Annotated in this window: 24 protein-coding genes; 8 read left to right on the top strand and 16 right to left on the bottom strand. The window is 74.9% G+C overall.

Annotated elements, in window-relative coordinates:
* Nucleotides 1-125 precede the first annotated feature (125 nt).
* From ABD254_RS19980 to dut, 4 genes are all read right to left on the bottom strand, one after another.
* Nucleotides 126-878, bottom strand: coding sequence for a DUF3159 domain-containing protein (locus ABD254_RS19980; RefSeq protein WP_344250570.1), 753 nt, complete (start codon nt 876-878; stop codon nt 126-128).
* A complete protein-coding gene (locus tag ABD254_RS19975) occupies nt 875-1,243 on the bottom strand; it encodes an OB-fold nucleic acid binding domain-containing protein (protein WP_344250569.1) in 369 nt (122 codons plus the stop codon). The genes ABD254_RS19980 and ABD254_RS19975 overlap by 4 nt, the downstream gene beginning before the upstream one ends.
* Before the next feature lie 14 nt (nt 1,244-1,257).
* A complete protein-coding gene (locus ABD254_RS19970; RefSeq protein WP_344250568.1) occupies nt 1,258-2,058 on the bottom strand; it encodes a DUF3710 domain-containing protein in 801 nt (266 codons plus the stop codon).
* Between the two features lie 169 nt (nt 2,059-2,227).
* Nucleotides 2,228-2,707, bottom strand: coding sequence for a dUTP diphosphatase (dut, locus tag ABD254_RS19965; protein WP_344250567.1), 480 nt, complete (start codon nt 2,705-2,707; stop codon nt 2,228-2,230).
* 51 nt (nt 2,708-2,758) lie between these two features.
* On the opposite strand from dut, the gene ABD254_RS19960 reads away from it, so the two are divergent.
* A complete protein-coding gene (locus ABD254_RS19960) occupies nt 2,759-3,238 on the top strand; it encodes a DUF3093 domain-containing protein (RefSeq protein WP_344250566.1) in 480 nt (159 codons plus the stop codon).
* 92 nt (nt 3,239-3,330) lie between these two features.
* On the opposite strand, the gene ABD254_RS19955 is transcribed toward ABD254_RS19960, so the two are convergent.
* The 3 genes from ABD254_RS19955 to ABD254_RS19945 form a co-directional block, all read right to left on the bottom strand.
* Nucleotides 3,331-3,630: a DUF4193 domain-containing protein gene (locus ABD254_RS19955; protein ID WP_344250565.1), complete on the bottom strand. Its 300-nt coding sequence runs from the start codon at nt 3,628-3,630 to the stop codon at nt 3,331-3,333.
* A 267-nt stretch (nt 3,631-3,897) separates the two neighbouring features.
* Entirely contained in the window at nt 3,898-4,725 is an 828-nt protein-coding gene (locus ABD254_RS19950) for an inositol monophosphatase family protein (protein ID WP_344250635.1), read from the bottom strand.
* Between the two features lie 102 nt (nt 4,726-4,827).
* Entirely contained in the window at nt 4,828-5,478 is a 651-nt protein-coding gene (locus ABD254_RS19945) for a trimeric intracellular cation channel family protein (RefSeq protein ID WP_344250564.1), read from the bottom strand.
* A gap of 267 nt (nt 5,479-5,745) precedes the next feature.
* On the opposite strand from ABD254_RS19945, the gene sepH reads away from it, so the two are divergent.
* Nucleotides 5,746-7,011: a septation protein SepH gene (gene sepH, locus ABD254_RS19940; RefSeq protein ID WP_344250562.1), complete on the top strand. Its 1,266-nt coding sequence runs from the start codon at nt 5,746-5,748 to the stop codon at nt 7,009-7,011.
* A gap of 26 nt (nt 7,012-7,037) precedes the next feature.
* Here the strand turns inward: sepH and ABD254_RS19935 are convergent, their stop codons facing one another.
* The 5 genes from ABD254_RS19935 to ABD254_RS19915 form a co-directional block, all read right to left on the bottom strand.
* The gene (locus ABD254_RS19935; RefSeq protein WP_344250560.1) at nt 7,038-7,685 is read right to left on the bottom strand and encodes a thymidine kinase; all 648 of its coding nucleotides are present in this window, start codon (nt 7,683-7,685) and stop codon (nt 7,038-7,040) included.
* A 35-nt stretch (nt 7,686-7,720) separates the two neighbouring features.
* On the bottom strand, nt 7,721-8,344 hold the full coding sequence (locus ABD254_RS19930) for a DinB family protein (protein WP_344250558.1): 624 nt from the start codon (nt 8,342-8,344) through the stop codon (nt 7,721-7,723).
* Between the two features lie 83 nt (nt 8,345-8,427).
* The gene (locus tag ABD254_RS19925; RefSeq protein ID WP_344250557.1) at nt 8,428-9,648 is read right to left on the bottom strand and encodes an alkaline phosphatase family protein; all 1,221 of its coding nucleotides are present in this window, start codon (nt 9,646-9,648) and stop codon (nt 8,428-8,430) included.
* Entirely contained in the window at nt 9,645-10,277 is a 633-nt protein-coding gene (locus tag ABD254_RS19920) for a DUF5998 family protein (RefSeq protein WP_344250556.1), read from the bottom strand. Before ABD254_RS19920 ends, ABD254_RS19925 begins: the two co-directional genes overlap by 4 nt.
* A gap of 215 nt (nt 10,278-10,492) precedes the next feature.
* Nucleotides 10,493-13,369 (bottom strand): GNAT family N-acetyltransferase, encoded by a 2,877-nt coding sequence (locus ABD254_RS19915; RefSeq protein WP_344250555.1) that lies wholly within the window; start codon nt 13,367-13,369, stop codon nt 10,493-10,495.
* A 199-nt stretch (nt 13,370-13,568) separates the two neighbouring features.
* Between ABD254_RS19915 and ABD254_RS19910 the strand changes: the two genes are divergently transcribed.
* Nucleotides 13,569-16,049: a DNA gyrase/topoisomerase IV subunit A gene (locus ABD254_RS19910; protein WP_344250554.1), complete on the top strand. Its 2,481-nt coding sequence runs from the start codon at nt 13,569-13,571 to the stop codon at nt 16,047-16,049.
* 95 nt (nt 16,050-16,144) lie between these two features.
* Here ABD254_RS19910 and ABD254_RS19905 read toward each other — a convergent pair whose 3' ends face one another.
* Nucleotides 16,145-16,849: an alpha/beta fold hydrolase gene (locus ABD254_RS19905; RefSeq protein ID WP_344250552.1), complete on the bottom strand. Its 705-nt coding sequence runs from the start codon at nt 16,847-16,849 to the stop codon at nt 16,145-16,147.
* 34 nt (nt 16,850-16,883) lie between these two features.
* Here ABD254_RS19905 and ABD254_RS19900 point away from each other — a divergent pair, with 34 nt between their 5' ends.
* From ABD254_RS19900 to ABD254_RS19890, 3 genes are read left to right on the top strand one after another with little or no spacing between them, the layout of a single operon-like run.
* The gene (locus ABD254_RS19900) at nt 16,884-17,354 is read left to right on the top strand and encodes a GNAT family N-acetyltransferase (protein WP_344250551.1); all 471 of its coding nucleotides are present in this window, start codon (nt 16,884-16,886) and stop codon (nt 17,352-17,354) included.
* 26 nt (nt 17,355-17,380) lie between these two features.
* On the top strand, nt 17,381-17,893 hold the full coding sequence (locus ABD254_RS19895) for a hypothetical protein (RefSeq protein ID WP_344250550.1): 513 nt from the start codon (nt 17,381-17,383) through the stop codon (nt 17,891-17,893).
* Entirely contained in the window at nt 17,890-18,195 is a 306-nt protein-coding gene (locus ABD254_RS19890) for a winged helix-turn-helix domain-containing protein (protein ID WP_344250549.1), read from the top strand. Before ABD254_RS19895 ends, ABD254_RS19890 begins: the two co-directional genes overlap by 4 nt.
* A 9-nt stretch (nt 18,196-18,204) precedes the next feature.
* Here ABD254_RS19890 and ABD254_RS19885 read toward each other — a convergent pair whose 3' ends face one another.
* The 3 genes from ABD254_RS19885 to ABD254_RS19875 all read right to left on the bottom strand — a co-directional run bounded on the left by ABD254_RS19885 (nt 18,205) and on the right by ABD254_RS19875 (nt 20,979).
* A complete protein-coding gene (locus ABD254_RS19885) occupies nt 18,205-19,035 on the bottom strand; it encodes a hypothetical protein (RefSeq protein WP_344250548.1) in 831 nt (276 codons plus the stop codon).
* Nucleotides 19,028-19,759: a lysoplasmalogenase gene (locus ABD254_RS19880; RefSeq protein ID WP_344250547.1), complete on the bottom strand. Its 732-nt coding sequence runs from the start codon at nt 19,757-19,759 to the stop codon at nt 19,028-19,030. Before ABD254_RS19880 ends, ABD254_RS19885 begins: the two co-directional genes overlap by 8 nt.
* A 68-nt stretch (nt 19,760-19,827) precedes the next feature.
* Nucleotides 19,828-20,979 (bottom strand): GNAT family N-acetyltransferase, encoded by a 1,152-nt coding sequence (locus ABD254_RS19875; RefSeq protein WP_344250546.1) that lies wholly within the window; start codon nt 20,977-20,979, stop codon nt 19,828-19,830.
* Between the two features lie 130 nt (nt 20,980-21,109).
* On the opposite strand from ABD254_RS19875, the gene metH reads away from it, so the two are divergent.
* Both metH and ABD254_RS19865 read left to right on the top strand, forming a co-directional pair.
* The gene (gene metH, locus ABD254_RS19870) at nt 21,110-24,646 is read left to right on the top strand and encodes a methionine synthase (RefSeq protein ID WP_344250633.1); all 3,537 of its coding nucleotides are present in this window, start codon (nt 21,110-21,112) and stop codon (nt 24,644-24,646) included.
* 392 nt (nt 24,647-25,038) lie between these two features.
* A partial coding sequence (locus tag ABD254_RS19865; RefSeq protein WP_344250545.1) for a helix-turn-helix domain-containing protein occupies nt 25,039-25,722 on the top strand: 684 nt, incomplete at its 3' end.

Raw genomic sequence — 25,722 nt, 5'->3', positions numbered from 1 at the left:
GCCGCCGGCGCCGACGTCGGTGCCGACGACCTCGCCGCGCCCGACCTCGCGGCGCCCGAGGAGCTGCCCGTCGTCGCACCGGAGGGCGCGGCGGCCGACCGAGCAGCGGAGGAGCGCCCGGACCGCTAGGCGGTCGACCCGGGCGTCGTCGTGGGCGCCTCGCTGCGCTCGCCGTCGTGCGCGCCGCGCACGACGGCCCACGTCAGCCAGAGCACCAGACCCCACAAGGGCACGCCGAGCACGAGGTGCGCGGTGCCCAGCCAGCCGATGTCGCCCGAGAAGTACAGCGGGACCTTGACCAGGAGCCGGACGGCGAACAGCCCGGCCCAGAACCACGTCGCCACGGTGTACCGGCGCACGAGCGCCGGGTCACGGCGCCACGCGACCAGGCCCGCGAACGGGCTCGGCGCGTCCTCGTCGCCCGCCCCGGGGCGTCGGGCCTGCTCCGCGAACCCCGTCCGCAGGGCCTCGACGACGAGACCGACCATCGGCCAGCGCACGACGATCGACGCGAGGATCACGACGAGGTAGATCGCGTTGGTCCACAGCCCCCAGGCGTAGAAGTCCTGGGCCTCGCCCGAGCGCCAGGCCCAGAAGACCCCCACCCCGATGCCCAGCAGCCCGCCCAGGGCCTGGGTGACGGGCGTGCGCTGCACGAGCCTCGCCGCGACCGCGACCAGCGCACCACCGACCGACGCGACCAGCGACCAGCCGAGGTTCGAGCTCACCACGAAGACGACGACGAACAGCAGGCCCGGCGCCACGGCCTCCACGACACCGCGGACGCCGCCCACGGCGCCCGAGAAGGAGAACGACTCGGCGGTGACGGCCCGCACTCCGCGGTTCGCGCCCGCGCCGCCGTCCTGCCCGGCGGTCACTCGCCCGCCCGGGCGCGCAGCTCGTACCGGGGGTTGAACACGGTGCGGCGCCCGGCGACGTCGCACACCATGCCCTCGACCTTGATGCGGCGTCCGGGCTCGATGCCGGCGATGGTGCGCCGCCCGAGCCACACGAGGTCGAGCGACCCGGAGCCGTCGTACAGCTCCGCCTCGACGGTGGGCACCCCCTCGCGGGGGCGCAGGACGACGGACCGCAGGACGCCGGCCGCGCTCGCGCGCCGGCGGTCGCCGAGCTCGGAGACGGGGACGCAGCCGCGGTGGCCCGCGGCCTCGTGCCGCTCCTCGTCGGCCGCGACCTCGTCGGCCGAGGCGAGCGCGTGCCGGACGGCGGTGCGCAGGGACATCGGTGCTCCAGTCCTCAGCGGATCTCGGTGATCTCGGGCCCGCGCTCCAGCGGGTCGAAGGAGGGTGTGGCCGGGGCCGCGCCCTCGGGACCCCGGGCCTCGGCCGCGTCGCCCGCGGCTCGGCCGGTCGGTCGAGACTTGGCCGGCATCGTCAGGGTGAGGAGGTCGCGGGGCGGGCGCGGGTTGCCGTCGCGCACGACGACGACGTTGGCGAAGACCGACTCCAGCGCCTTGGCGGCCTCGGGGTCGACGGCCGCCCGGCCGGAGAGCACGCCCCGCAGGAACCAGCGCGGGCCGTCGACACCGACGAAGCGGGCGGGCCGGACCGCGGGCTTGCCGTCCGGTCCGGTCGCGGGGATCCGGGCGATGAGCTCGCGGCCGAACGAGCCGGGCACGTCGTCCACGGTGCCGCCCTGGCGGGTGATCGACCCGGCGATCTCGCCGCGCACCTCGTCCCAGATGCCCTCCGTGCGGGGGGCGGCGAACGCTTGCACCTGCAGCCCGGAGCCGCCCAGGGTCGCGGAGACCCCGGTGACCTTCTGCGTCTTCTTGTCGACCTCCATGCGCAGCTCTAGACCCGGCAGGACGGGCAGCCAGATGGCACCCAGGTCCACGCGCGGGCCCATGCTGGTCACCTGCGAGGCGTCGAAGGGCCCGCGCTCGGGGCGCTCGGCCGCGTCGCGCTCAGCGGCCGGGTCGCCCGCGGCGAGGTCGTCGCGGGCGGCGACGTCTCCGCTCGCCCCTTCCTCGACGGCCGAGGTGGCGGGGGCGTCGTCGGACGCCTTCTTCGACGCATTGCGCCGGAACAGCCCCACGGAGGATCTCCTTCGTCTCGATCGTGCACTCGTGGCCGTGCCCGGTGCGTCATGCACCGGGATCCGGGCCCGGCAGTCAGGCGCGGCAGTCAGGTCCCGCGACCCGGCTGTGCCACGTCTCCCACCCTAGACCGCCGGGGCGACAACCCGGCACGCCGCCCGGGAGGGCTCAGGCGCGCGCCCAGCCCCCGCTCGACCCGAAGCCGCCGGCCCCGCGGTGCGACCCGGGGAGGGTCGTCGCGGCGAGGAACCGGGCGCGCTCGACGCGCTGCACGACCAGCTGCGCCACCCGGTCCCCGCGACGGAGGGCGACAGGTTCCGTCGTGTCCGTGTTGAGCAGGACGACCTTGATCTCGCCCCGGTACCCGGCGTCGATCGTGCCGGGGGCGTTCACGACGGTCAGGCCGTGCTTGGCAGCGAGGCCGGAGCGCGGGTGGACGAACGCGGCGAACCCGTCGGGCAGCGCGATCGCGACACCCGTGGGCACCGTCACCCGGCCCTGCGGCGGGATCTCGACGTCGACGGTGGTCACCAGGTCGGCCCCGGCGTCCCCCGGGTGGGCGTACGCGGGCGGCGAGACGCCGTCGTCGAGAAGGGTGACGAGCACGTCCACCGTGCTGCCGTCGGGCTGGCTCGTGGTGTCTGGCACCCGGGCAGCGTAACGGACCGGCGCCCCGCCCAGGGCTGGGATGATGGGCCCATGAGCGCGCCCGAACCCGCCCAGCCGTCCCCCGCCGACTCCCCCGCGCCGGCGTTCCGCGAGCGCCTGTCGCCCGGCCCGGCGGCCTGGTGCGGCGCGGCGGGCCTCGGCGTGATCGTGGCCGTGGCGCTCTGGCCGCTCGCTCACGAGCTGTCGTTCGTGATGGGTGCCGTCGTCGCGGTCGGTGCGCTCGTGGCGCTCGTCGCGACGGCGCCCGTGATCGAGGTCGCGGGCGGCGAGCTGCGCGCCGGCCGGGCGCACGTGTCGCTCGCGCTGCTCGGGGAGGTCACGCCGATGGCCACCGCGGACGAGATGCGCACCGCCCTGGGCCCTGCGCTCGACGCGCGCGCGTACGTGTGCCTGCGCGCCTGGGCGCGCACGGGAGTACAGGTGCAGCTCGACGACCCGCTCGACCCGACCCCGTACTGGCTGCTCTCGACGCGGCGACCCGCCGAGCTCGCGGCGGCGCTGCGCCCCTGACGGGACCCGGGACGACGAAGGCCGTCACGTCGGGGACGTGACGGCCGGGGACGCCGGGACGGGGCTGCCGCCGCGGAGGTGGACGGGGTGGCTCAGGCGGCGCACTCCGTGCAGATCATCTGGCCCTTCTTCTCGTAGGCCAGCTGGCTGCGGTGGTGGACGAGGAAGCAGCTCGTGCAGGTGAACTCGTCGGCCTGCCGCGGCAGCACGCGGACCGCGAGCTCCTCGCCCGACAGGTCGGCACCCGGGAGCTCGAAGCCTTCCGCGGCCTCGGTCTCGTCCTCGTCGACGACGCCAGACGACTTGTCGGAACGGCGGGCCTGGAGCTCCTGGATCGAGTCCTGCTCCACGTCCTCGTCGGTCTTGCGGGGGGCGTCGTAGTCGGTTGCCATCGGTGTGGTCACGCTCCGTGGTGTCGTTGTTCGGTACGCGCTGTTAATGCTCGACGACGCGGTTTTGTTCCCGGTCGGCCCACGGATTGTGCACCATTTCGGGCGGGGGCGCGACATGGCACGCTGTCACGCCCGTCACACCGCCCTGACCTGCACGGACACCCTGTCGATACGGGCCCGACGAACTGTTTCCCGAGGGCACCTCGGCGCCATTTCACCCAGGGCGATCACGTTCTTGCCGCCGTGACGGATCTCTCCCTCTCGACGTCAGTGCGCGAACCTTTCTTCCGCGGCGTCGGCGTCCGCCTCCTCGAGCAGCGTCACGAGGTCGTCCACGACCGGCCGCGCCCCCGCCACCGTCATCCCCGCCCCGGCCGGCGCCCCCCGCAGGCCGCCGACGAACGCCCCCGCCTCGGCCGCGACGAGCCCGCCCGCCGCGAGGTCCCACGGGTTGAGACCGCGCTCGTAGTAGAGGTCGAGGGTGCCGTCGGCCACCAGGCACAGGTCGATGGCCGCCGCCCCGAGCCGGCGGATGTCGCGCACCCGCGGCAGCACCCGCGTGAGCACCCGCGCCTGCGCGGCGCGGCGCTCGGGCGCGTACCCGAACCCGGTGCCGACGAGCGAGGTGGCGAGGTCGGCCGGCGCGCCCACGCGCACCGCGCGTCCGTCGCGCTCGGCGCCCCGCCCGCGGGCCGCCGTCCAGGTCCGGTCGTCGACGACGGAGTGCACGCAGCCGGCCAGCGCGGTCCAGCGCGCCGGGTCGGGCGGACCCACGACCACGGCGACCGACACGGCGTACGACGCGACGCCGTACAGGTAGTTCACCGTGCCGTCGATCGGGTCCAGCACCCAGGTCAGCCCGGACGTGCCGGGCACGTCGTCGCCCTCCTCGCCCAGGATCGCGTCGTCCGGGCGCTCGGCAGCGATCCGCGCCCGCAGCAGCTCTTCCGAGGCGCGGTCCATCGCCGTCACCGGGTCGACGTCGCTCGACTTGGTCGCCGCCACCACGACCCGTTCCGGGCGATGCTCGCGCACGAGCGTGCCGGCCTCGCAGGCGAGCCGGCGCGCCAGGTCTCGCAGGGCGTCGACGTCCACGCCGGCCGGGACGCCCTGGGGGGCTGCCGGGTCGCGACGGCCGTGGGCGGGGCTACCGGGCAGAGGGAGGGACGGCTGCTGGCTCACCGGCACCATCCTGCCTCAACCGCGCCCCCAGCGAGCGGTCCAGCCGGGCCCCGCCGGGGGGACCGCCCACCCGCGGGCCAGCGAGACCAGCCGGAAGCCGAGCACGAGCACCACGACCATGACCTCGGTCCACAGCTGGAGCCACCCGAGCTGCCACAGGGCCGCCGTCAGCCCGGCACCGACGAGCGCGGGCACGGCGTAGAGCTGCCGGTCGGCGAAGACGAGGGGCACCTCGCCCACGAGGACGTCCCGCAGGATGCCGCCGCCCACGGCCGTGAGCACGCCCACGACGACCGCGGCCAGGGCGCCCGTGCCGAGGTCGAGGGCCTTCGTCGTGCCCTGCAGCACGAACATCGCCAGCGCCGCGGCGTCGAGCACGAGGATCGAGCGGCGCATCCGCTCGAGCCCGGGGTGGAAGAAGAAGATGATCATGCCGGCCGCGAGGGCCGCGACGACGAGCCGCCAGCTCGTGATGCCGACGGGTGGCGTGTCGCCGATCAGCACGTCGCGCAGGATGCCGCCGCCGAGGCCGGTCGTCCAGGCGAGGACGAGCACGCCGAAGGCGTCGAACCGCTTGCGCACCGCGGCGAGGCCCCCGGAGACCGCGGCGACGAACACCGCGAGCACCTCGAGCATGGTCACCGACCCGAAGACGAACGCGTCCACGGGACGTCATCCTCGCAGGCATCGGCGCCCGCGGCCCTCCGCACCGCGCCCCGGGCACCGCCCGGGCCCCGCCACCTCTGACGCCGAACACGGGGTTGGGATCGATATAAACGTCGAAAGCGATCCCAACCCCGTGTTCGGCGGGAGGGGGTCAGGCAATCGGCGGCACACCGACGCGCCTGCGTGGCGCGGCCGCGCGCGGGTGGCACCCTCGAACCGGCGGGACCGGTGGGCACGACCCGCGGGTGCGACCCTGAGGGAGGAAGCATGGCCGAGCTCGAGCTCGCGAGGCTGCACGAGGACGGTGAGCACCTCGTCCTGCGCGCCCCCGACGGCGCGGAGCATTCGCTGGCGATCTCGGAGGCGCTGCGCGCCGCCGTGCGCCGCGACCGCCCCCGCGCCGAGGCCCTGGCGGCCCAGGCCACCGCGACCATGCGGCCGCGCGACGTGCAGGCACGGCTGCGCGCCGGCGCGACGGTCGAGGAGCTCGCGGCCGAGTCCGGGCTGCCCGTGGACCACGTGCGCCGCTACGAGTGGCCCGTCGCGGCGGAGCGCGACCACGCCGTCGGGCAGGTGCGCGCGCACCGGCTCACGGGCGACGGCGAGCCTGTCACGCTCGGCGACGTCGCCGACACCCGGCTCGCCGCGCGCGGCGTGACGTCCGCCGAGGCGCACTGGTCCGCGCGTCGTGACGGCACCGCGCCGTGGGTGGTCGAGGTGCGCTTCTCCGCCGGCGACCGGGACCGTTCCGCCCGCTGGACGTACGACCCCAAGGGCCGCGTGGTCACCGCCCTGGACGACGAGGCGCGCTGGCTCGGCCAGCCGGACGACCCGGTGTCCCCGGAGGTGCTCGGTGTCCCGTCGGCGCTCGGCCGCGGCGGCCCCGCGCGCCGCTCCCCCGACCTCGCCGACGACGCGACCGCCCTGCTGCTCGACGACCTCGCCGGCCGGCGCGGCCAGCGCACGAGCCCGCGCCCCCGCCGGCCCGACGACGCCCAGGCCCCGGGCCCGGCCGCGGGGGCGCGCCCGCAGGCCGAGTCCCTGCATCTGGGCCTGGTCCCGGCGCCGGCCGGCACCGCGTCCTCGGCCGGGCCGTCCCCGGACGCCGCCCGGGACCCCGGCCCGCGAGGCGAGCCTGGCGCGGAGCCGGGCGACGGCGCAGGCACGGAGCCCACGGGCGACGGCCACGAGGCGCCCGCCGCCGAGGCGGGGGCGAGCGTCGTCGACCTCGGGTCCCGGCGGGCGGGCGTCCGCAGCCCCGAGGAGCGCTCCACGCACCCGTCCGGCAGTCGGCGGGCGACGGACCCGGACGGCGAGCCGTCGGGGGCCGCCCGGCCGGGCGTGCCCCGCACGGGCGACGTCGCCGACCCCGAGGTCCCGGCGCCCAGCGTGCCGCCCGCAGCGACGCCCGGGCCGCAGCCGTCGGCGCCGCGAGCCGGCAAGTCCGCCGCGCGGCGACCCGGCCGCAAGGGCCGCCCGCAGGTGCCGAGCTGGGACGAGATCGTGTTCGGCGGCGGCCGCCCCTCGTCCTGATCAGCGGACGTGCCCCGAGGGGCCGGTCACAGGTCCAGCACCGGGTCCCCGGCCGAGCGCCACCGCGCCACGTCGGCCGTCATCCGCCGCATGTGGTGGCGGCGGCACAGCACCTCGTACGCGACACGGGCGCCGTCGGGCGCGCCGGCCACGTCGCCGACGACCACCTGGTCCCCCTCGACGACCATGCGGCCGTCGACGGTGCGCGCGTTGTGCGTCGCGCGCGCGCCGCACCAGCACAGGGACTGGACCTGCAGCACCTCGATGCGGTCCGCCAGCTCGATGAGCCGCTCTGCGCCGGGGAACAGCCGGGTGCGGAAGTCGGTGGTGATGCCGAACGCGAAGACGTCGATCTCGACCTCGTCCACGAGGCGCGCGAGCTGCTCCACCTGGTCGCGCGAGTAGAACTGCGCCTCGTCGCACACGAGGTAGTCGACGAGCCGGCCCGTGAGCCGCTCGGTGGCCACGACGTCCCAGAAGTCCGTGGTGTCCGTGACCTCGCGCGCGTCCACCTCGAGCCCCAGCCGCGACGACAGGCGGGACGTCCCCGCCCGGTCCTCGCGCGTGAAGATCAGGCCGGTGCGGCCGCGCGCCGCGTGGTTGTGGTCGGTCTGCAGCGCCAGCGTCGACTTGCCGCTGTCCATGGTCCCGGAGAAGAAGACGAGCTCGGCCATGGGCAGATCCTGTCAGACGCGCGAGGCCGGAGGCGCTACTGGCCCACGCGGCCGTCAACGCACTCGCGCAGCAGGTCGGCATGGCCGCAGTGCCGCGCGTACTCCTCGACGTGGCTGATCAGCAGCTCGCGGAGCTGGAGCTCGCCGCCGGGCTCGGGGCCGAGGTCCGCCAGGCCGGCGTTCGTGGTGCCGAGGTCGTCGATACCGGCCACCATCCGATCGGTGGCCGCCGTCTCGAGGCGCCACTGCCGAAACGCGTCCTCGACCACCGCAGGGTCGGCGACGGCGCCGTTCCAGTCGCCGTCCCGGTCCTCCCCCGTGCGATACAGCCACGGAGCGTCCTCGCCGGTCATGATGCGGCGCACGTGCCGCTCGTCCTCCGTCAGGTGCCGCACCAGCCCCAGCAGGGACATCGTCGACGGCGGGACGGACCGGCGGGCGAGCTGCTCGGCGTCGAGGTCGGCGCACTTCATCTCGACCGTGAGCCGGTAGGAGCGCAGGGAGTCGAGCAGGATGCGGCGCTCGTCGTCGAGCTCGGAGCTGAGGGGAGAGCCCGACTCGCGGGGATCGTCGTCCGGGTCGACCCACATGTCGGGGTAGACCGTCGCCTTCGTCCATCGGGCGGCCGCGGGCTCTGCGGCCTGCTCCTGGGGTTCCATCGGGGCAGCGTCGCACCGGCCCGCGCGCACCGCCACCCATTTCGCGGGGCGGGCCGTCGTTCACGGGGGCGCGGCCCCGGGCGCTACGCCTGCACGGCGAGCAGCGGCACGACCATCTCCGCCGGGGTGAGCGACCCGTGCACCCCCGGCATCCCCCGGGCGCCCGGCGGGTGCAGGCGGGAGTCCACGACGGTCGCCCCGCCGCGCGCGGCGGCGATCACGTCGCCGATCACGGGCAGCACGTGCTCGGCCACCGGGCCGAGCCAGCCCGCCGCGACGGCCTCCTCGCGCGTCGCGACGAGCGCGTCGTCGCCCAGCACGCCGGCCCAGCGTGCGGCGACACCGGCCGGGTCGACGCCCGGGCGCACGTACACGTGCGTGGCGCGCGGCTCGCCGCCCAGCAGGGCGACGTCGTGCGCGAGCTCGGGGTCGGCGGCGACGTCGTGCTGGCGGGCCCGGTCGGCCGCGACCTGCCCGTGGTCGGCCGTGACGAGCACGAGGGTGCCGCGCGGGACCGACCGCACCAGGCGGCGCAGCTCGGCGTCCGTGGCCTCGAGCGCGTCGCCCCACTGCCACGAGTCGGGCCCGTCGCGATGCCCGACCTTGTCCACCGCCCCGTGGTACAGGTACACCAGTCCGGGCTCCCGCAGGGCGCGCACCGTCGCGTCGACCTGCGCCGAGAGGGTCTCCGCGGCCACGTAGCGGGGGCCGCGCAGCGCCGCACGGGTCATCCCGGAACCGTCGAACTTCGCCGGGCCGGGCGCGGTCACGCGCACCCCGGCGGCGGCCAGCGTCTCGAGCACCGTCGGCTCGCGCTGCAGCTCGTGCGGCGCCTGGCGCACGGGCGACGACAGCTTGGTCCCCGGGCGGTACGGGTCGGACTGCTCCGTCCAGGAGATGGTCGTCACGAGGCCGCCCGTGACGGGGTTGCGCTGCGTGTACCCGAGCAGGCCGGTGCGCCCGGGCGCCGTCCCCGTGCCGAGCGTCGCGAGGGCGGCTGCGGTCGTCGAGGGGAAGCTCGACAGGAGCGAACGGCCGTCGGCCAGCAGCGAGCGCAGGAACGGCGCGTGGCCGCCCCGCTCCGCGAGGTTGTGCAGGCCGAGCCCGTCCACCAGCACCACGACGGCGCGCTCGCACCCGACCGGCAGCCCGAGCGCCGGCGCGCACTCGCCCGAGACGAGGCCCGTGGACGTCCGCAGGTCGACGCCGAGCGACCCGGCGACGGCCGGCAGGACGGCAGCAAGCGACCCCGTCCCGTACGACGGGGCCAGGAGATCGCCCGGCAGCTCGACGGCCGCGGTCATCGGCCGGTGCGCCCGCCCGCCGCCGAACCGGACGAGCTGCCGGACGAGCTGCCCGGCGCGGTCGCAGCCGACAGGGCGCGGGCGAACGCGACCGCGCGGCGCACCGCGTCACGGCCCTCCGCCGCCCCGCTGACGCGCACCACGACGTCGTCGGGCGTGAGCTGACCGGTGAGCCCGTGGTCCGCCTCGCACTGGGGGTCGGGGCACTGCGCGGGCTCGAGGTCGATGCGGGAGACGGCGCCCCAGCCGATCGCGAGGGTCAGCTCGGAGGCACTGTCGCCGCGGCCGTGCTGCGCCGGCTCGTCGACGACGTGCGTCAGGGCGACCGACCGGACCTCGGTCAGCGGCACCGCCTCGGTGGTCGCGGCGGCCGACGACGGGTGCGCGGCGTCGCCCTCGTGGTCGTCGACGTGCGCGGCCACGAAGCGGGTCGGCGTGAGCGCGAGGACGGTGAGGTGGCGGCGCACGGCGTCGTCGAACGTGGTCTCCGCCTGCACGAGGTGCGCGACGACGGGCTCGTCCGCCAGCGCGACGTCGAGGACGTCGTCGACGAGGTCGGGGTAGTACCCCGCCCGGCGCACATGGGCGGACAGGTCGTCGCGGAGGTTCTCGGTGGTCACGTTCGGCACCTGCGCATTGTCCCACCCGGCCGCGGTGGATGACCACCACCCGCGTCGCACGGTCCTCCGTCGGTGGTGGTGAAACGGGTACGGCCGGGATCGGCACGGACCGCCACCCTGCGCTGTACCTCCGTCTCAGCCGGGTTGCCTGCCGGCCGAGCCTGCGGCTCCGCTACGGGCGCGCGCCTCGTCCCTCGGCCCCCACCCTGCGCTGCACCTCCGTCTCAGCCGGGGAGCGCGCGGCGCAGGGCGTCCGCCCGCTGCGCGGCGGGACGCAGGCGCACGCTCGCGTGCAGCACGCTCGCGCCTGCGGCCCCGACCACGACGGGGTACAGCTCGAGAGCGGCCAGCTCGGGCAGGTCGTCGGCCATGACGGACACGCGGGCCAGGACGTCCTCGAGCGCGTCCGTGTCCGCGGGCGGGGTGCCGCCGTACCCGAACAGGCGCGGCGCGGCGCGCACCGTGCGCACCATGCCCGCGACGTCGACGTCGGTCAGGGGCGGCACCCCGTGCGCGACGTCGTCGAGCAGGTCCGTGGCGTCGCCGGCCAGCCCGAACGAGACCATCGGGCCGAAGAGGAGGTCCTCGGCCGAGCGCACGACGCACGCCACCCCGACGGGAGCCATGCGCTGCACCTCCACCATCGGGCGCTCCTCGCCGAGCGCCGCGGCGGCGATGGCCTTCATGCGCTCGACGTCGGCCCGCAGCTCGTCGGGGTCGTCGATGTCGAGGCGCACGCCGCCCAGGTCGGCGCGGTGGCGCAGCGCCGCGGACGCCGTCTTCAGGGCCACCGGCCAGCCGAGCTCGTCCGCGGCGGCGACGGCCTCGTCCCCCGTGCGCACCCGCCGCGAGCGCCACAGCTCGAGCCCGTAGCAGGCCAGCAGCTCCGCGACCTCGTCCTGGTCGAGCTCGCGGCCATGCCGGGCGTCGGGCGCCTGGTCGGGCGCCTGGTCGGGCGCCAGCCAGCGCTCGACGAGCCGCCGCGCGCCGCGCGAGTCGACGCCGTCGGGCCGCACGTGCGCGCCCTGGTCCTCGGTGCGCCAGCGGGCGTACGTCACGACCTTCGCGAGCGCGGCGACCGCGTCCTCGGGCGTGGAGAAGGCGGGGATGCGCACCCCGGTCCCGTCGGGCGCGGTCGCGGCCAGCTCGTCGGGCAGCCCGCTGAGGCCGAGCATGGACGCGACCGTGGTGCGCCCGGTGCGGGCCGCCGCCTCGGCGACAGCGCGGGCCACGGCCCCGGTCCGCGGCACCACCACGGGCACGTCGACCGCCACGACGACGTCGCACGCGCCGGGGGCGTACAGCGCGTCCACGACGGGCGCGATCTCGTCGTCCGGCGTGTCGGGCGGCAGGAAGTCCGACGAGGCCGCGACGACCAGGCCCGCCGCCGCCGCGGCCTCCGCGACGAGCGCCGCGAGCGCCGCCGAGGACGCGAGGATCCCGACGCGGCGGCCGGCGGGCAGCGGCTGGTGGGCCAGCACCTGCGCCACGTCCATGAGCTGGTGGGTGTTCTCGGCACGGATGACGCCGGACTGCCGCAGCATCTCGTCGAGCAGGCGCCGCGGCGCGTGCGTGGCGCGCACCGCGTGCCCCGGCGGCACGACCTGCCCCGACCGGCCCGCGATCACCGCGACCACCGGCTTCACGGCTGCCAGCCGGCGCGCGACCCGGGAGAACTTGCGCGGGTTGCCGATCGACTCGAGGTAGAGGCACACCACGGACGTGCGCGGGTCGTCCTGCCAGTACTGCATGAGGTCGTTGCCGGACACGTCGGCCCGGTGCCCGGAGGACACCAGCGCCGAGACGCCGAGGCCGCGCCGCTCGAGCGTCGCGGTGAGCGTGACCGCCGCGGGGGCGGACTGGCAGAACAGGCCGACCGCCCCCGCGCGCGGCGGTCGGACGGCGAGGCTCGCGTGCAGGCGCGCGCCCGGCGTCGTGGTGAGCAGGCCGAACGACGCCGGCCCGACGACGCGCATCCCGCCCGCGTGCGCGGCCCGGACGAGCTCGCGCTGGCGTGCGAGACCGTCGGGACCCGTCTCCGCGTACCCCGCGGCGAGCACGACGACGCCGCGCACGCCGCGGCCGGCGAGGCGGCGGACGGCCGCCACCGCGTCGGCGGGAGGCACGGCCAGCAGCGCCAGGTCGATCCCTGGGGCCCCGCCGTCCGGGGCGCCGGGCAGCGGCGGCCCACCCGGCCCTGCCGGCTCGTCCAGCGCCTCCCACGACGCGACCGCCCGCACGCCCGGCGCGTCGGGCACCGGACCGGGGGCGCCGAGCACGAGGATCTCGGTGTCGCCGGGGTCGGCCGCGGCGGCGTCGAGCACCCGCTGGGCGAGGTGGTGCTCGCCGGTGAGCGCCGAGCCGGCGGCCGGCTCCCCCGGGCCGACGAGCAGCACGCGTCGCGCGGACAGCAGCCCCTGCATGGACCGCGCCTCGGCCCGGTGCTCACGGTCGGCCATCACCGCGCGCGACCGCTCGGTGGCCTCGAGGTCGAAGGACACCGTGACCACGCCGTCGTCGAGCTGCTGCCGCACGGCGTACCCGGCGTCGCGGAAGACGGCGAGCATCGACGAGTTCTGCGGCAGCACGTCGGCGGTGAACCGCAGCACGCCCCGCTCCCGCGCGGCGGCCGCGACGTGCTCCAGCAGGACCGAGCCCAGTCCTTTGCCCTGCACCGCGTCGGCGATGTTGAACGCGACCTCCGCCTCCGTCGGCGTGACCTTGTCGTACCGCGCGACGCCGATGACGTCCTCGGGAGCGTCCCCGCCGTCGCCGGCCCCCGCAGCGCCGTCGTGCCCCCCACCGGGCGTACCGGGGCGCACGGCCACCAGGGCCACGCGGTCGTGGTGGTCGACGTGCGTCAGCCGCTCCAGCTCCCGCTCGGTCAGCCGCCGCACGGGTGCGAAGAACCGGAAGTACGCGGAGCGCTCGGACTGTCCGGTCTGGAAGCGCTGGACGGCGTCGGCGTCCTCCGGCCGGATCGGCCGCACGTGCGTCGTGGTCCCGTCGCGCAGCACGACGTCCGCCTCCCACGTCAGCGGGTAGGAGGAGGCCGCCCGGGCGTCGGGGACGTCGTGCGGTCCGCCGGTGGGTTCGTCCACCCCGGCAGGCTACCCGCGGCCTGCGACAGCGCGCCGGAGCCGCACCGTCCTGGCACCGGCGCGCCGCGCCTGCCGGGGCGTGTCCCCGCCGGCGTCTATCCTCGGTCCGGGCGGCACGACGCCGACCGAGCCGTTCCGGCCGACTGACCGCCCGCCCCAGCCCGTCCCGCCCGACCAGCCTGACAGGGAGCCGCACCGCATGGCGCGCAAGACCAGCGCACCCGTCGCCGACGAGCCGTTCGACGAGAAGATCGTCGACATCGACGTCGCGGCGGAGATGGAGGCGTCCTTCCTGGAGTACGCCTACTCCGTCATCTACTCCCGCGCCCTGCCGGACGCGCGCGACGGGCTCAAGCCCGTGCACCGCCGGATCCTGTACATGATGGCCGACATGGGCCTGCGGCCCGACCGGCCGCACGTCAAGTCCTCCCGCGTGGTCGGCGAGGTGATGGGCAAGCTGCACCCGCACGGCGACACGGCGATCTACGACGCGCTCGTGCGCCTCGCCCAGGACTTCTCGATGCGCCTGCCGCTGATCGACGGGCACGGCAACTTCGGCTCGCTCGACGACGGCCCGGCCGCCCCCCGGTACACGGAGGCCCGGCTCGCTCCCCCGTCGACGGCGATGACGGCCGGGCTCGACGAGGACGTCGTCGACTTCGTCCCGAACTACGACAACAAGCTCACCCAGCCGTCGGTGCTGCCGTCCGCGGTCCCGAACCTCCTGGTCAACGGCTCCTCCGGCATCGCCGTCGGCATGGCCACCAACATGGCGCCGCACAACCTCGTCGAGGTCGTCGCCGCGGCCCAGCACCTGGTCGCGCACCCCGAGGCCACCCTCGAGGACGTCATGCGGTTCGTGCCCGGGCCCGACCTGCCGTCGGGCGGCAAGATCGTCGGGCTCGACGGCGTCCGCGACGCGTACCGCACGGGCCGAGGCTCGTTCCGCACCCGCGCGACGGCCCGGGTCGAGAACGTCACGGCGCGCCGCAAGGGGATCGTCGTCACGGAGCTCCCGTACGGCGTCGGCCCCGAGAAGGTGATCGAGAAGATCGCCGAGGGCGTCAAGAGCAAGAAGATCCAGGGCGTCACCAACGTCCAGGACCTCACCGACCGCACCCACGGCCTGCGCCTCGTGATCGAGGTCAAGACGGGCTTCGACCCCGACGCCGTGCTCGAGCAGCTCTACCGCGCCACGCCGCTGGAGGACTCCTTCGGCATCAACAACGTGGCCCTGGTCGAGGGGCAGCCGCGCACGCTCGGCCTGCTCGAGCTGCTCCGGGTGTGGGTCGACCACCGCATCGACGTCGTGCGTCGCCGGTCCGCGTTCCGGCTCGCCAAGCGGCAGGAGCGCCTGCACCTGGTCGAGGGCCTGCTGCTCGCCATCGTCGACATCGACGAGGTCATCCAGGTCATCCGCACCTCCGACGACGCCGGCGCGGCACGCGAGCGCCTCATGAGCGTCTTCGACCTGTCGGAGCCGCAGGCCACGTACATCCTCGACCTCCAGCTGCGCCGGCTGACGAAGTTCTCCCGCATCGAGCTGGAGAAGGAGCAGTCGGAGCTGGAGCGCGAGATCGCCGAGCTGCAGGAGATCCTCGCGGACGACGCGCGCCTGCGCGGCGTCGTCAGCGCCGAGATGGCCGAGGTCGCGCGCACGTACGGCACGCCGCGACGCACGGTGCTGCTGGACTCCGCCGGCGGCGCCACCGCCCCCGCGGCGACCAACGGACGCAGCAAGGCGCCCGCGATCAGCCTGGAGATCGCCGACTCCCCCACCCGGGTTCTGCTGTCCGCGACGGGGCTGCTCGCGCGCACGTCCGGCGAGGCGGCAGACGTGCCGCTCGAGCGGTCCGGGCGACGGCACGCCCACGACGCCGTCCGCGGCGACGTCGCGGCCACGACGCGGGGTCAGATCGGCGTGGTGACGTCGGCGGGGATCCTGCGCCGGGTCTCGGTCCTCGACCTCCCCGCGCTGCCCCCGGTCGACGGGTCGCCGTCGTTGTCCGGCGGTATCCCGATCAGCGAGCTCGTCGCGCTGGCCCCGCAGGAGCAGGCCCTCGCGGTGGTGTCCCTCGCCGAGGACGCCCCGACGGTGGCGCTCGGCACGGCCGGCGGCGTGGTCAAGCGGGTGGCGCCGGGTGACGCGCCGAAGAACGGCGACGAGTGGGAGGTCATCGCCCTCCGGGACGGCGACCGTGTCGTCGGGGCCGCCCCCGTCGGCGAGCAGGACGAGCTGGTCTTCGTCTCTTCCGACGCGAGCCTGCTGCACTTCGACGCCGCCGCCGTGCGCCCGCAGGGCCGCGCCGCCGCCGGCATGGCCGGGATCCGGCTCGCGGCCGGCCAGCAGGTGGTGTACTTCGGCGTCGCGCGCGCCGCGACGCGCGACCTGCACACCGTCGTGACCGTCGCCGGCACGTCGGGCGCCCTGCCCGGCACGGGCGGCGGCTCGGCCAAGGTCACGCCGTACGAGCTCTACCCCGGCAAGGGGCGCGGCACCGGCGGCGTCCGGGCGCACCGCTTCCTCAAGGGCGAGGACGGCCTCGTCCTCGCGTGGGTGGGCGAGGGCCCGGCGCGGGCCGTCGGCTCCGGCGGCCAGCCCGTCGACCTGCCGGAGAGCACCGACCGTCGCGACGGCTCGGGGCAGCCGCTGGGCGCGCCGGTCGCCGCGATCGGCTGACCGCCCGCCCCCGCCCTTCCAGAACGGGGCCTGTCGCAGCATCGGGCTCGATGCTGCGACAGGCCCCGTTCTCGCCGGCCTGACGCCCGGGCAGGTCAGCGAGCGACGGCCTCGACGATCAGCGCGCCCAAGTCAACCGGCCGCGTGAACATCGGCCAGTGCCCGGTGGGCAGGTCGACGATCTCGTAGTCGTGCAGCGTCGCCAGCTCGGTGACGAACGGGTGCTCCTGCGCCATGAGACTGCGGAGCACGTCGGCCGACATCTCCGAGGCGATGACCGTGGACGGCACCTCGAGCCGCCGGGCGTCGTCGGAGAGCCGGTGCGGCTCGCGGACGGTACCCGCCGGCTGGGGAACCGACCGAGCCAGGACCCCGGCGAGGATCTCGGGGGTCATGTCACGCAGCGAGTCCTCCTCGAAGTCGTCCCAGTCGAGCCGGTGGTCGACGACGTCGGCGGGCAGGTCGGCGTTGAGCGCCTGACCGTCGGCGAACGGGCCGGAGTCGACGTAGACGACGCGCGATACCCGCTCGGGCCGGGCGTCGCTCGCGGCGTAGACGAGGCCGCCGGACGCCGAGTGCCCGACCAGCACCACGGGGGCGTCGTCGGGCACGGCGTCGACGGCCGCGACGACCGCGTCCACGTGGTCGCGCAGGTGGATGCCGGATCGGTCGGAGTCGACCGACTCCAGACCGGGCAGCGTCAGCGGATGCGTCGTGTGGCCGGCGGCCTCGATCACGGGTACCACGTCGTCCCACGCGGAGCCGTCGAGCCAGAATCCGGGAACCAGGATGATGTCCATGGCCCGAGACTAGGTGTGACCACCGACACGGCCGATGCTTGACTGGGTGACCGTGCCCGACCCGACGCTCCACCCCGACTACGAGTTCTCCGCCGACCCCGCGCGCCTCGACGCGGCCCGCGTGCACGCCCTCCTGGCCGAGCACGCCTACTGGGCGGCCGGGCGCACCCGAGAGGTCCAGGACCGGGCCCTCGCCGGGTCCCGGAGCTACGGCGTGTACCTGCGGGCCACGGGCGACCTGGTCGCATATGCACGGCTGGTCACCGACACGGTGACCTTCGCGTGGCTCGCCGACGTGATCGTCGACCCGGCCCACCGCGGGAGGGGTCTCGGCACCGCCGTCGTGACCGGGGCGATCGCGGACGTCGAACCGCTCGGACTCAGGCGGTTGCTCCTGAAGGCCTCGGACGAGGGCAAGGGCGTCTACGCACGCCTCGGCTTCGAGCTGGTGGACGAACCCGACCGATGGATGCAGTGGCGACCGGTCCCGCGTCACTTGCCATGACGGAAAGTACTTTCTATCGTGGCGACGTGGCGACGACCTCCGGACCGGACCCGTACCCCGACCTCGACGCGACGCACGCTCGCGACCAGCTCGCGCGCGCCGAGACGGTCGCCCCGGGCACGGCGCGTGACCGACGCCGCCACGCTCTCGGGCTGCTCGCGGCCGGTGTCGTGATGGCGGCCGTGGCCTGCGCGAGTGCCCTGACCCGCGGCCCGTGGTCGATCCTCTGGACGGTGGGCACGTGGGTCGGTGCGGTGCTGGTGATCCTCTGGATCGGCAAGGTCGTCGAGCACGGCAGCAGGACGACCCCGCGCGGCGTGGCGCTCGCCGCGCGGGCCGGCTCATGGATCGCCTTCGGCGCGCTCGTCGTCGGCCGCACCGTCCTCGACGCCCTCTCCGACGACGCGCCGCTGCCGGCAGCGGGCGTGCTGCTCCTCGGGCTCGCCGTCCTCCTGCCCCTCGCCGCCGCCGCACACCGCATCTGGTGGGACTCCTGGCTTCCAGGGCGGGCGGGCCGCCGGCCGCGACCCATGCCATGAACGAGCACCCCCGCCACCAGCTCGACGGCGTCATCCACGCGCCGGTGCGGTTCAGCATCGCGGCGGCGCTGGCGACCGTCGACGAAGCCGAGTTCGCCGCCGTGCGCGACGTCGTGCAGATCAGCGACTCGGCGTTGTCCAAGCAGGTCAGCACCCTTGAGGGCGCCGGATACGTCGCCGTGCGCAAGGGATTCGTCGGGAAGCGCCCACGGACCTGGCTACGCCTCACCCGCCAGGGCCGCGCCGCGCTCGAACGGCATCTGGAGGCACTGCGACGGATCGCCGAGGGAAAGACCCCCTGACCGCCGGCGTCAGCCGTCCCGCCTGAGCACCCCCAGCGCGATGAGCCCCTGGCCGACCACTGACGCCGCGACGACCAGGACGCCGTGCCAGCCCACGGGCAGAGCCAGCACCCACGGCACCCCCGCGGCACCCAGCGCGAGCAGTCCGCCGGAGACGACGACCAGCCCGGCACCCACGGCGCACGCGCGATGCACCCCCGCCGCCAGCACCGCCGTCGTCACCAGCAGCACGCCGTGCACGGCCACCGCCACGACGAACCCCGTTCCCACCAGGACGCCCGAGCCGAGCGCGACGACGGTGACCGTCCCGACCACGGCTACGTACACGGCGCCGTAGACCACCGGCAGCGCCCGCCTGCGCCCCGTCAGGGCGGCCCTGCGATACGGCCAGAAGGCGACGACGTACGTCACCTGCGCCCCGACCGAGGCCAGCACCACGACGAGGGACGACCATCGAGGGCCGACCAGTCCTGGCAGCACGTCCCCCAGCGCCGCCAGGACGACAGAGAGCAGCGTGAGGCGCACCAGCCGCGACCTGGGCGACGACGTCGCCGCCAGGAGGGTGAGCGCGAGCAACGGCATGAGGAACCACTGGGTCACCAGGACGACGACGAACGTGTCCACGACGACGACGTTCCCAGCCGGCGCGAGCACCACGGGGCCCGGCACCCCCCGGGCCCCCAGGTTGACCACCAGCGCCACGACGAGGAGGGCCGCCGAGACCCTTGCGCCGACGGTGGGCAGCACGGCACGGCGCCACCAGCGGAACCGGTCGACCGCGCCCCGCGGCGGCCCGACATCGTCGGTGCGCGGCCCCGGTCCGCCGGCCGTCTCACTCACGAGCGAGCACTCCGGCCACGATCAAGGCCTGTCCGGCGACATAGGTGAGCATGACCCAGAACCCCGCCGCCGGCGGTGCGAACCAGTCGGTGAAGGCGCCGAGCGCGATCATCGCGTCCGACACGAGGAACACCGCTCCGCCGATCCCGGCGAGCGGGTGCACCCCGGTGGCGAGGACCGCCGTCGTCACCAGGCACAGCCCGTAGACGACGACGGCGGCGAGCATGCCGCCGGGGGCTCCCGGGGCGCACGCGCCGACCAGCAGGCCCGCCGTCACGACGTACGGCAGCAGGAGCCACGGCCGCCGTGCGAGGCTCGCCCTGCGGTACGGCCAGAACGCGGCGGCGTACACCACCTGAGCCACGAGGAAGCCGGCCACCATCACGAGGAACGCGGTGTCGCCCGAGAAGAGCGCCGGCACCGTGTCGCCGAGCCACGAGAACCCCAGCGCCACCAGGACGAGGCGTACCAGCCTCGGGCGCGGCGCCGCCGTCGCGCACCACGCCACGGCCGCGAGCAGCGGCATGAGCGCCCACTGGGTGACGCGCGCGAGGTCGTCGGCCTCGGCGACCTGCGCCACGAGATGGAGGACGGCGAGCATCGCGAGCGACACGGCCGCGGCCCGGGCCGACGGGGTCGGCAGGAGCCGGGCCGGCTCAACGTCGCGCGCGCGGCCGAGCTCGGCGGCGGGGGCGCGCGATCCGGGATGAACGGCGTCGGTCACGCTGCGCAGCCTAGTGCCCGGGTGCCGGGCTCCCCGAACCCGGCCCGGGGGTCACCGTGCGGGCGGCGTCACAGCTCGATGGAGCGCAGGTGCGACCCGTGGGTCTTGACGTAGCCGAGGCTGGCGTACAGCCCGTGCGCGCCGCTGGGGTTCTCCGTGTCCACGTCCAGGGACGCGTACTGCATGCCGTCCGCGGCGAACGCCCCCATGCCGGCGGCGAGCAGCGCGACGGCGACCTTGCGGCCCCGGTACGCGCGCCGCACCCCGAGGATGTCGGTGTACCCGAAGGGGTACCCGCGGACGGCGAAGTCCTCGGTGTACCGCGCGGCGATGTGATAGCCGACCACGAGCGGCTCGCCCGCGCGGAGGGCCGCCGCGGTCGCGGCGTCCGTGCCGGGGTCGGCGAGCAGGGCCTCGACGTCGGGCGACGGGTCCACGACGACGAACGACCACTCGGGCGCGAACTCCGACCGGCCGGCCTGCCACTGCTCGGGGGACATGGGCTGGCTTCCCCAGTGGTCCCGGAAGGCGTCGTTGTGCGCGAGCCGGGTCGCCTCGTCGTGCTCGTCGGCGATCGGGACGAGCCGCAGGCCGCCGTCGAGCGCGACGTCGGGCAGCGGGTGCGCCTCGAGGTCGCGCAGGTCGCGCGTCAGCTCGGCGTAGTACCGCCGTGGCGTGAGTCCCGCCCGTTCGTAGAGCCGCACGGCCGCGCTAGGCGCGTCGTCCTCGACGAAGACGCCGATCCGGGCCGGGACCTCCTTGCCGCTGGCCGTCAGCACCTGCCGCCCTCGCGCGACCTGCCACGCGAAGAGCCGGCGACCGATGCCCTCCCCACGGCGCCGGGGGTGGACGCCGCCGAAGAGGAACGCCCGCACGATCGTCGTGTCGCCGGGCATCGACTCGACCAGGCCCCAGGCGCGCGGCGTGCCGTCGTCGTCGAGCCCGACCAGCGTGTCGGCGCCGAGGTCGCGCCACGGGCGAGCGAGCTCGTCGGCCACCTCGCCGGACGACACGCGGAACGGCTCGCCGTCGGCCTCCGCGATGGCGTTGCGCAGCTCCACGAGCACGGGAGCGTCGTCGAGGGTGGCGGCCCGCCACGCCAGGCCCGCGGGGAGCGCGGGCAGCACGGCCGGGGCGTCGGCGCGCTCGGCGATGGGTGCCAGCGGGACGCCGGGAGCGGGCGCGCCGGACGCGGCGGGAGCGGGGTCGGTGGTGGTCACCCGCCCACGGTAGGTCTCACGGCTCGTGCGCCGCAGCCTGATTTCCGCCGTCGCGACTACGCTGCAGAGCGTGACCACGACGCTCGACCACGCCGCCGCCGACGCCCGCGCCGCCGCCCTGCTGGAGGCCATGCGCACCCGCGTGGTGGTGGCCGACGGCGCGATGGGGACGATGATCCAGGCGGCCGACCCCACTCTCACCGACTACGAGGGACACGAAGGCTGCAACGAGGTGCTCAACGTCTCCCGGCCCGACATCATCTCGGCCGTGCACGACGCGTACCTCGAGGTCGGGGTGGACGCGATCGAGACGAACACGTTCGGCGCCAACTGGTCCAACCTGTCCGACTACGGCATCGACGACCGCATCCGCGAGCTCGCCCGCGCGGGCGCCGCACTGGCGCGCGCCCGGGCCGACGCGTTCGCGACGCCCGACCACCCCCGCTGGGTGCTGGGGTCGATGGGCCCGGGCACCAAGCTGCCCAGCCTCGGCCACACCACGTACGCGCACCTGCGCACGACGTTCGCCGAGCAGGCCGCCGGGCTGCTGGAGGGCGGCGCCGACGCGCTGCTCGTCGAGACGAGCCAGGACCTGCTGCAGACCAAGGCCGCGGTCACCGGCTGCCACGACGCGCTGGCCGAGCTCGGGCGCACGGTGCCCGTGATCGCGTCGGTGACCGTCGAGACCACGGGCACCATGCTCATGGGCTCGGAGATCGGCGCGGCCCTCACCACGCTCCAGGCGGTCGGCGTCGACGCGATCGGACTGAACTGCGCGACCGGTCCGGAGCAGATGAGCGAGCACCTGCGGCACCTGGCCCAGCACGCCGAGGTGCCGGTGACCTGCATGCCGAACGCCGGCCTGCCCGAGCTCGGGCCCGACGGCGCCGTCTACCCGCTGTCCCCCGCCGAGCTTGCGGCGGCGCACTCGCAGTTCGTCACCGAGTTCGGCCTCGGCCTCGTGGGCGGCTGCTGCGGCACGACGCCGGAGCACCTGCGCCAGGTGGTCGACGCGGTCCGCGGCCGCGCGCTGCCCGAGCGCCGCCCGGTGCGGGAGAACGGCGTCGCGTCGCTCTACTCGCACACCGACCTGCGCCAGGACACGTCGTACCTGGCCATCGGCGAGCGCACGAACGCCAACGGGTCCAAGGCGTTCCGCGAGGCGATGCTCGAGAGCCGCTGGGACGACGTCGTCGACATCGCCCGCGCCCAGACCCGCGACGGCGCGCACCTGCTCGACGTCTGCGTCGACTACGTGGGGCGCGACGGCGTGGCGGACGTGCGCGAGGTCGTCTCGCGCCTGGCGTCCGCGTCGACCCTGCCGCTGGTCATCGACTCGACCGAGCCGGCCGTCATCCAGGCCGGCCTGGAGCTGCTCGGCGGGCGCGGCGTGGTGAACTCGGTGAACTTCGAGGACGGCGACGGGCCCACGTCGCGGTTCGCGAAGATCATGCCGCTCGTGCGCGAGCACGGCGCCGCCGTCGTCGCGCTGACGATCGACGAGGAGGGGCAGGCGCGCACCGCGGAGCACAAGGTCGCGATCGCGTCCCGGCTCATCGACCAGCTCACCCGCGACTGGGGCATGCGCGTCGACGACATCATCGTCGACGCCCTGACCTTCCCCATCGCCACGGGCCAGGAGGAGACGCGCCGGGACGCCATCGAGACCATCGAGGCGATCCGGGAGATCACCCGCCGCTACCCCGGCGTGCACACCACGCTCGGCGTCTCGAACGTGTCGTTCGGGCTCAACCCCGCCGCCCGCGCGGTGCTCAACTCGGTGTTCCTGCACGAGGCGACGCAGGCGGGGCTGGACTCCGCCATCGTGCACGCGGCCAAGATCCTGCCGCGCACGGCGATCCCCGACGAGCAGTGGGAGGCCGCCGAGAACCTCGTGTGGGACCGGCGCACCTACGACGACGAGGGCACCCTCACGCACGACCCGCTGTCGCACCTGCTCGAGCTGTTCTCCGGGGTCGACGCTGCCGCCATGCGCGACCAGCGCGCCGCCGAGCTGGCCGCGCTGCCCGTCGGCGAGCGGCTGGAACGGCGCATCGTCGACGGCGCACGGAAGGGTCTCGAGGAGGACCTCGATGAGGCGATGGCGAACGGCACCAAGGCCCTCGACATCGTCAACACCCACCTGCTGGGCGGCATGAAGGTGGTGGGCGAGCTGTTCGGCTCCGGCCAGATGCAGCTGCCCTTCGTGCTGCAGTCCGCCGAGGTGATGAAGTCGGCCGTCGCGCTGCTCGAGCCGCACATGGAGAAGGTGGAGGGCGGCGAGGGCAGGTCGAAGGGCACCGTCGTGCTCGCCACGGTGCGCGGCGACGTGCACGACATCGGCAAGAACCTCGTGGACATCATCCTCACCAACAACGGCTACACGGTCGTGAACATCGGCATCAAGCAGCCCGTGTCGGCGATGATCGAGGCCGCCGAGGAGAACGACGCCGACGTCATCGGCATGTCCGGCCTGCTGGTGAAGTCCACCGTCGTGATGAAGGAGAACCTGGCCGAGCTGGCGTCGCGGGGCCTCGACCAGCGCTGGCCCGTGCTGCTCGGCGGCGCGGCCCTCACGCGCACCTACGTCGAGGACGACCTGGCCTCCGCCTTCGGTGGCACCGTCCGCTACGCCAAGGACGCCTTCGAGGGCCTGCGGCTCATGGAGCCGCTCGTGGCGATCGCCCGCGGGGCCGCGCCCGACGAGGTCGGGCTGCCCGCGCTGCGCAAGCGCCGGCACGGCGTCGTCACCGTGACCGAGACCGCGCCGGAGGACCTGCCGGCCCGCTCCGACGTCGCCGCCGACAACCCCGTGCCGGCCCCGCCGTTCTGGGGCACGCGCGTCGTCAAGGGCGTCCAGCTCGCCGACTACGCGGCGTTCCTCGACGAGCGCGCGACGTTCATGGGCCAGTGGGGACTCAAGCCCGGGCGCGGGGAGGACGGGGCCTCCTACGAGGAGCTCGTGGAGACCGAGGGACGCCCGCGCCTCGCGGAGTGGCTGGAGCGCGTCCGCACCGACCAGATCATGGACCCCACCGTCGTCTACGGGTACTTCCCCGTGTGGTCCGAGGGCGACGACGTCGTGGTCGCGCACCACGGCCAGGGCCTCGCCGGCCCGGGAGCGCCCGACGGCGGTTCCGGCGGCGAGCCGGGTTCCGAGCGGCTGCGGTTCCGGTTCCCGCGCCAGCGGCGCGACCGGCACCTGTGCCTCGCCGACTTCGTGCGGCCGCGCTCGTTCGTCGAGGAGACGGGCCGGTTCGACGTGCTGCCCGTGCAGCTCGTCACCGTCGGGGACTCCGTGTCCGGCCACACCGCGAAGCTGTTCGAGGCGAACAAGTACCGCGAGTACATGGAGCTGCACGGCCTTTCCGTGCAGCTCACCGAGGCGCTGGCGGAGTTCTGGCACTCACGCGTGCGCGACGAGCTCGGGTTCGCCGGCGAGGAGCCCACGGAGGTCGAGGGACTGTTCAAGCTCGACTACCGTGGCGCCCGGTTCTCGCTCGGCTACCCCGCGTGCCCGGACATGGAGGACCGGCGCAAAGTCGTGGAGCTGCTGCGGCCCGAGCGCGTGGGTGTCACCCTGTCCGACGAGCTGCAGCTGCATCCCGAGCAGTCCACCGACGCCTTCGTCTTCCATCACCCCGAGGCGAAGTACTTCTCCGTGTGACGTTCAGGTGCCCTGGTCGACGCCGCCCTGGGTGGCCGTGACCTGCGGGGATACCCGGAGGGCCACGGATCCAGCCGTCGCTGGACGGACCTCAGCGTACCGAATTCGTGCGCAAAGTGAGTCACAAAGACGGTCTCGGCGCCGCGCAACGGGCACTTTGCCGTCCGGAACGCTCTGACCTGCGGCGATACTGTTCGGAACTGCACGAATTGCGCACGAAATGGAGGTTGGCCTGCGCGTTCATCGCCCGTTGGCTCTGTCGGTGAGTCCGGTCGGCTCGTGAGTTCCAGTTTGCCGGTCAGTGCCCCGGCAGCCGGAGAAAGAGGGCGGATCGTCCGCGTACCTCGCGCGCCATGGTCACCGCGTGCCGCTCGTTGAGGGAGGATCGCCACATGGCCCGATCCATCCCCGCGCGTGTGAAGCCGAGTGTGCTTCGGTGGGCGCGGCGGACCATCGACCTGACCGAGGTCGCCGCCTCGCGGAAGATCGGTGTCGACGAAGAGCGTCTTGCCGCATGGGAGTCGGGGGACGAGTCGCCGACGATCGTCCAGCTTCGCAAGGCCTCCGAGGTGTACAAGCGTCCGCTCGCCGTGTTCTTCCTCGCGGAGCCGCCGACCGACTTCGACACACTCCGCGACTTCCGGCGGCTCGACGGAGCCGACAAGGGCGTGTGGTCCCCTGCCCTGCATGACGAGTTTCGTCGCGCGCACGAACAGCGGGAGACGCTCCTCGAGCTCGCCGAGATCGACGACGTCGAGCCGGCAGCCGATTGGCGGATCAACCCGATCCCGGAGGCAGACGACGCGATCGCGAGCGCGGGCCGGGATCGGCTCCTCGCCGTCGGTCCGCTCTCGCTCCCCGTGACCGGGGACAAGCCATACGATCACCTCAACACGTGGGTTGCCGCCCTGGAAGCGTCCGGCGTCCTCGTCATGGCAACTTCTGGCGGGCGCGTCCCCATCCATGAGATGCGCGCCTTCTCGCTCTACTTCGACTCGATCCCGGTGATCGTGGTCAACGGGGCGGATAGCCCGCGAGGACGGCTCTTCTCCCTCTTGCACGAGTACGCGCACCTC

This window comes from Isoptericola hypogeus, from assembly GCF_039531145.1.
GTDB classification, from domain to species: Bacteria; Actinomycetota; Actinomycetes; order Actinomycetales; family Cellulomonadaceae; genus Isoptericola; species Isoptericola hypogeus.
The sequence above is the reverse complement of the archived record's forward strand: the minus strand, read 5'-3'. Positions and strand labels throughout refer to the sequence as shown.